At 73.2% G+C, this 6,780-nt stretch carries 5 protein-coding genes; 2 read left to right on the top strand and 3 right to left on the bottom strand.

Going from position 1 to position 6,780, the window contains the following annotated elements:
* The 3 genes from I4I78_RS28070 to I4I78_RS28060 form a co-directional block, all read right to left on the bottom strand.
* Positions 1-1,262 (bottom strand): LCP family protein (locus I4I78_RS28070; protein ID WP_218614514.1); only part of this gene is annotated, 1,262 nt, incomplete at its 3' end.
* A 155-nt stretch (positions 1,263-1,417) separates the two neighbouring features.
* Positions 1,418-3,166 (bottom strand): class I adenylate-forming enzyme family protein, encoded by a 1,749-nt coding sequence (locus tag I4I78_RS28065; RefSeq protein WP_218614513.1) that lies wholly within the window; start codon positions 3,164-3,166, stop codon positions 1,418-1,420.
* Positions 3,167-3,243: 77 nt separating this feature from the next.
* Positions 3,244-3,894 (bottom strand): TetR/AcrR family transcriptional regulator, encoded by a 651-nt coding sequence (locus I4I78_RS28060; RefSeq protein WP_218614512.1) that lies wholly within the window; start codon positions 3,892-3,894, stop codon positions 3,244-3,246.
* Positions 3,895-3,994: 100 nt separating this feature from the next.
* On the opposite strand from I4I78_RS28060, the gene I4I78_RS28055 reads away from it, so the two are divergent.
* Positions 3,995-5,146, top strand: a complete 1,152-nt coding sequence (locus I4I78_RS28055) for an acyl-CoA dehydrogenase family protein (RefSeq protein WP_218614511.1) — start codon at positions 3,995-3,997, stop codon at positions 5,144-5,146.
* Positions 5,147-5,260: 114 nt separating this feature from the next.
* Positions 5,261-6,780 (top strand): AMP-binding protein (locus tag I4I78_RS28050; protein WP_218614510.1); only part of this gene is annotated, 1,520 nt, incomplete at its 3' end.

Here is a 6,780-nt window from a genome sequence, read left to right as displayed (position 1 = left end):
TCGTCGTCGAGGACGTCCTGCACGCCCGCGGCCAGCCCGGACCTGTCGGTGCCGTTGCGGCCGTCGACGGTCACCGGGCCCGGCGCGGATGCGGGCGGGGGTGCGGCGGCCGGGTCCGGCACGGGGTCCGCGGGCGCCGGGGCGGAGAGCCCGGCGAAGAACGCCCGCACCAGCGCGGGGTCGACCTGTACCGCGTCCCCGTCCGAGGGCGTCGAGAGGTCCGAGCGCACGGTGGGCATCGTCCGGAACTGGAGGTTCCCGCCGGTCAGCCCCTGGGCCTGGGCGGCGAAGGCGAGCAGGTCCCAGCCCGGGTCGATGACGACGTAGCGGCTGACGGTGTCGAGCAGCCCGGTCAGCGCCACCGGGTCGGCGAGTGTGCCGGCGGACAGGGTCTGGTGCGCGAGGCTGGCCAGGAAGGCCTGCTGGCGCACCACCCGGTCCAGGTCGCCGCGGGGCAGGCCGTGGCGCTGGCGGACGAACGCCAGCGCGGGCGCGCCCTCCAGCCGCTGCGGGCCGGCGGCGAAGCGGGCACCGGAGTAGGAGTCGTCGACCGGGGCGGTCAGGCACACCGGGACGCCGCCGACGGCCGAGGTGATCTCGGCGAAGCCGGCCAGGTTGACCTCGGCGTAGTGGTCGACCGAGGCCCCGGTGAGCTGCTCGATCGTCTGCGCCAGGACCCGCCGCCCGGCCAGGTCGGCCCGCCGGGTCAGCTCCGGCTCGACGACGCCCTGCGCGGACGCGCTCGTCCGCTCGGCCGCGGCGGCGCGTGCGTACGCAGAGTTGATCTTGTGCTTGCCGAACCCCGGAATCGCGACGTAGGAGTCACGCGGGACCGACATCGCCGTCGTCGGGCGCGACGAGTCGTCCGGCACCCGCAGCACGATCATCGTGTCGGTGTTGGACTCGCCGTCCGAGTCGCCTGCGTTGAGCGCGTCGAGCACCTCGCGGGGCAGGGGGTCGCCCTGGGCGTCGGTGCGGCTGTCCAGCCCGACCAGCAGGATGTCGGTCGCGCCGTCGGCCGAACGGGGCCCGGTCAGCACGTCACTGGTGACCAGCCCGCCGTCCAGGTGCCGGTAGACGGTCCAGGCGTAGCCGGCGACGAACAGCGTTATGGCCGAGAACAGCGCCAGCACCGTCCGGGCCACCCGCGCCCGGCGGCCGTGGCGGCGCGGCGGCGCAGCGGCGCGCGGCGGCGCAGCGGTGGGCGGCGGCGCAGCGGCGGGCCATCCGGCACGGGGCCGCCGGGCGGGGACGGGACGCATCGGCTCGTTCGGTCCCCGCACTCGCCACGCCCTCCGCCTGTTCCGGCGCCCGCAGCGGTAGCGCAGCGGCCGCGACGGAGCAGCCGCGCGCCCGTCGGCACCGACGGTAGCCGGGGCCGGCCCGACGATGATCGACCCGGCCCGCGTGGCGCGTGTCAGCTCTCGCGGTAGAGATCCGCGTGCGCGGTGCGCAGCCGGTACTTGAGCACCTTCCCGCCGACGGTCTCGGGCAACGCGTCGGCGAACACGATCGCCTTCGGGGTCTCGTAGCCGCCGAGACGGCCCTTGCAGAACGCGATCAGCTCCTCCGCGGTGGGCGCGGCACCCTCGCGCGGCACGACGACCGCGGTGACGGCCTCGCCCCACCGCTCGTGCGCCAGCCCGATCACGGCCGCGCGCAGTACCGCGGGGTGCTCGTACAGCACGGCCTCGACCCGCATGCTGGACACGTTCTCGCCGCCGGACTTCACGATGTCCTTGTAGCGGTCGACCATGATCCGCAGGCCCGCCTCGTCGACCAGCGCGGAGTCCCCGGAGTGGAACCAGCCGCCGCGGAACGCCTCCCGGGTGGCCGCGACGTCGCGGTAGTAGCCGGCGGTCATGATCGGGGAGCGGTAGACGGCCTCGCCCGCCGCGCCGCGCACCGGGTCGCCGGCCTCGTCGACGACGTCCGAGCCGAGCAGCCCGCTGGGCACGCCGACGTAGTTCATCGAGGGGGAGGTCGCCCGGTGCACGTCCGGCCAGCGGGTCGGCCAGAACCGGTGACACGCGATCGCCTCGGTCTGGCCGAAGATGCCGAGCGTGACGATCTCCCGGCCGGCCCGGGTGTCGAGCCGGTCCAGCAGGCCGGGCGAGAGCGCACCCCAGCCGTAGACGAGCGTGGTCAGCGCGCCGATGTCGAGCTCCGGGCGCGACTCCAGCTCGGCGGTCAGGGCGGTGACGAACTGCGGCGACCCCGCCCACAGCGCGGTCGCCCGGTGCCCGGCGATCGCGTCGGCGACCGGCCCCGGCGCCGGGCCGCGGCCCAGCACGAACGACCCGCCTGCCAGCAGCGCGCCGAACGGGAACAGCTGGTCACCGATGTGGTAGATCATCGGCAGGTAGGTGGCGACGCGCAGGTCGCTCTCGTGGCGCAGGCCGCGGCTCAGCGCGAGCGCGAAGTTCATCCCGGCCAGGTGCGTGCTGCCGTGCGAGATCATCACGCCCTTGGGCATCGCGGTGGTGCCGGAGGTGAACAGCAGCTCCCAGATGTCGTCGCCGTGGATCTCGACGTCCGGCTCGGTGTCCGGGTGCGGCTCGATCAGCTCGGCGAAGGAGACGCTGCCGGCGACCGGCCCGCCGCCCACCGTGATCGTGGCGCCGACGACCGTGCCGGTCGCGGTGAACGCGGCCTCGACGCGCGGCCACAGCTCGGAGTCGACGATCGCGAGGCCCGGCGCGGTCAGGCGCAGGATGTGCTCGAGGACGTCCGGGGCCAGGTTGGGGTTCAACGGCACCGCGACCATGCCGGCCTTCGCGATCCCGATCTTGGCCAGGAACGCCTCGACGGAGTTCTCGCAGATCAGGACGACACGGGCGGCGGGGACGAGTCCCGCGGCGGCCAGCGCGTGCGCGAGCCGGTTCGCGACCGCGTCGGCCTGCTTCGGGGTGACGGCGGCGAACCGGTCGTCACCGTAGGCGCCCGCGCACCCGGTGAGTACGGGCTCGTCGGGCCGGGCCCAGGTCAGGCGCTCGAACACGTCGCCGACCGACGTCCGCTCCCAGCGGTTCGTCGCGCGCCGCCCGCGCAGCGTCTCCACGTCGATCGCCGACGCGTCCGGCAGCGCGGTGCCCTGCGGGTGGTGCGGCAGGCCGCTCGGGTGCCCGCTCGTGTCCGCGGTCGTGTCGTGCTCGGTCACGCTCATCGCCGGTCAGCCCCTTCGCCGTCCTCCACGCCTGGGGGCAGCATGACGTGACGGCGGCCACGTCGGCAAGGGTCGAGTCACCCGTGATTCACATCGGTGAGCGTCGGCGGCGCCGCCGGTTCGACCCCCAGGCAGGCGTGCGCGCACGCGTCGAGGAGCTCGCCGAGGCGGTCGGCGGCGAGGCCGCTGCGGTAGAACAGGGTGGACTGGATGGCCCCGATCGCGGCGTGCACGGCCAGGCGCAGCTCCCCGTCGGACAGGTCGCGGCGCAGCGGGGCCAGTACGTGCACCCAGTCCTCCAGGTAGTGCCGCTGGCTGCGGCGCAGCCTGCGCCGGTCCTCCTCGGGCAGCGTGTGCACCTCGCGGTGGTAGACCGCGAGCACGCTGCGGTCCTCGACGGCCACACGGATGTGGTCCCTGACCAGTGCCGACAGGGTCTCGCGGTCGGTACCGGCGCGGGCCAGCACCTCGCGCGAACCGTGCTCCAGCCGGGTCATCACGCGGTCCAGCAGTGCGACCAGGATGGCGTCCTTCGAGTCGAAGTGACGATAGATGCCGGAGCCGACGATGCCGGCCTCGGCGCCGATGTCGGCCATCCCGACGGTGTGGAAGCCGCGGTGCGCGGCGAGCCGGGCGGCGGCGGTCAGGATCCGCTCGCGGCGGCCGGGGTCGCGCCGCCGCCGGGGGGACGTGGCGGCGTCCTGTGTCCGCGGGATTCCGGTGACCATCTTCTCAGCATGGCAGCCGCGCGGTAACCTCCGCCACGGGTGAACGGCGAATCACTGCCAGAGCCGGTCGACGTCGAACAGAAGCGGGGTGTGGTCGCGGGTGGACTTCTCCGAGACCGATGAGGCGAGCGACCTGCGGGCCGCGGTCGGAGCGATCGCGTCGCGGTTCGGCGGCGAGTACTACGCCGAGCACGCGCGCAACCGTGAACCGCAGCACGAGCTGTGGTCCGCGCTCGGCGACGCCGGCTTCCTGGGCGTCAACGTCGCCGAGGAGCACGGCGGCGGGGGCGGCGGGCTGGTCGAGCTCGCGATCGTCTGCGAGGAGATCGCGGCGAAGGGCACCCCGATCCTGCTGCTGCTGGTCTCGGCGGCCATCTCGGCCGAGGTGGTCGGCGAGTTCGGCACCGACGCCCAGCGCAGGCAGTGGCTCCCGGGTATGGCCGACGGCAGCGTCAAGGTCGTCTTCGCGATCACCGAGCCGGACGCCGGGTCGAACACCCACAAGCTGTCCACCACCGCCGTCCGGGACGGCGACGACTGGGTGCTGCGCGGTACGAAGTACTACATCTCCGGCGTCGAGGAGGCGGTGGCGCTGCTGGTCGTCGCGCGCACCGGCCGCGACGACAACGGCAGGGGACGGCTGTCGCTGTTCCTGGTCCCGACCGACGCGCCGGGCCTGGTGAAGACCCCGCTGCCGGTGGACGTGATGCTCCCGGAGAAGCAGTACACGCTGCACTTCGACGAGGTCCGGGTGCCGGGGGAGAACATGGTCGGCGCCGAGGGCGAGGGCCTGCGGCAGGTGTTCCGCGGGCTCAACCCGGAGCGGATCACCGGCGCGGCGCTGTGCGTCGGGATCGCCCGCTACGCGCTGGACCGGGCCTCGGCCTACGCCAACGACCGCACGGTCTGGGACACCCCGATCGGCGCGCACCAGGGCGTCTCGCACCCGCTGGCCAAGGCGAAGATCGAGACCGAGCTGGCCGCGCTGATGACGCAGAAGGCGGCGTGGCTGCACGACCGCGGGCTGCCGGCCGGCGAGGCGTCGAACATGGCGAAGTACGCCGCGGCGGAGGCGGCGCTGGCCGCGATCGACGCGGCGATGCAGACCCACGGCGGCAACGGCGTCGCCAGCGAGTACGGCCTGCTCCCGTACTGGGGCCTGGCCCGGCTGCTGCGCATCGCCCCGGTCAACCGCGAGATGATCCTGAACTTCGTCGCCCAGCACTCCCTGGGCCTGCCACGCTCCTACTGACACCGCCACCCACACCCTCACCCACTCCGCGTTGTGGAGCCATGACGCGGTTCAGGAGCCCTCCGGGCAGCGTCATGGCTCCACAACGCGAGTGAGTGTCGAGGAGGTCGGACGATGGAGTTGGACCGGAACCTGATCCAGCGGGTCAACGTGGGCGACACGTTGACGCGCAGTGCGGCGGCGCGGCCGTCGCAGGTCGCGGTCGTCGACGGTCAGCGGCGCTGGACCTACGCCGAGCTGGAGTCGTGGACCAATCGGCTCGCGCACGGGCTGGCCGCGCGCGGCTACGTCCGTGGCGACGCGCTGGCGCTGGCCGCGGGCAACAGCGCGGAGTTCCTGGCCGTCTACTACGCGTGCGCGAAGCTGGGCGTGGTGTGCGTGCCGGTGAACCTGGGGTGGAAGCCCGAGGAGGTCGCCTACGTGCTCGGCCACTCCCGCTCGCGCGGGATCGTCGTGGAGTCGCAGCTCGTCGACGGTCTGACCGGGGCCATCACGAAGGCGTCCGACGTCGCGGACGTGATCGTCGCACCGGGGCTGGGCGTCGACTACGAGGCCGAGCCCGCCGACCGCACCTGGAGCACGCTCGACGCGCTGCCCGCCGACGACGACACCGTGCCGCGCGTGGTCGTCGAGGACCGCGACGCGCTGACCTACCTCTACACCTCGGGCACCACGTCGTTCCCGAAGGGCGTGGTCGCCTCGCACCTGGCGATCACGATGGAGTCGATGTCGGCGGCGCTGGACTCGGGCTGGAACGCCTCCGACCGGTTCCTGGCCATGATGCCGATGTTCCACACGGCCCAGCTCAACGCGTTCTGCACCCCGGCGATCCTGGTCGGCGCCACGATCCACGCCGTGCGCGCGTTCGAGCCGGGCGCGTTCCTGGACACGGTCGAGCGGGAGGCGATCACCCAGGTCTTCGGGCTGCCGATGATGTACCGGGCCGCCCTGGAGGACCCCTCGTTCGCCTCCCGGGACCTGACGAGCCTGCGCCGCGCCGTCTACGCGATGGCGCCGATGCCGGACGCGCTGATCCGGGCCTGCCTGGACGGCTATGCCTGCGACTTCGCGCTGCTGTTCGGGCAGACCGAGATGAGCCCCTGTACGACGCTGTTCCGCCCGGAGCACCAGCTCTCGCACATCGGTGCGGTCGGCACGCCGATGGTCGGCGTCCAGGTCGCGATCATGGGGCCGGACGGCGACCTGCTGCCGACCGGGGAGCAGGGCGAGATCGTCTACCGCGGCCCGTCGACGATGACCGAGTACCTGCACAACGCCGAGGCGACCGAGGTCGCGTTCGCGCACGGCTGGTTCCACTCCGGCGACGTCGGGCGCTTCGGCGACGACGGCGTGCTCTGGTTCTCCGACCGGTACAAGGACGTGATCAAGACCGGCGGCGAGAACGTGGCGTCGATCGAGGTGGAGAAGGCCGTGCACGCGGTCGATCCGAACGTCGCCGAGGTGGTCGTGATCGGGCTGCCGCACGAGCGCTGGAGCGAAGCGGTCACCGCCGTCGTCGTCCCGAAGCAAGGCGCGACGATCGACCCGGACGCACTCCGGACAGCACTGAGACAACGCCTCGACGGCTACAAGGTCCCGAAGTCGGTGATCATCGCCAAAACCCTCCCCAAAAC

The organism is Pseudonocardia sp. KRD291 (assembly GCF_019263595.1).
Taxonomy (GTDB): domain Bacteria; phylum Actinomycetota; class Actinomycetes; order Mycobacteriales; family Pseudonocardiaceae; genus Pseudonocardia.
This window is presented reverse-complemented; position numbering and strand designations above follow the sequence as displayed.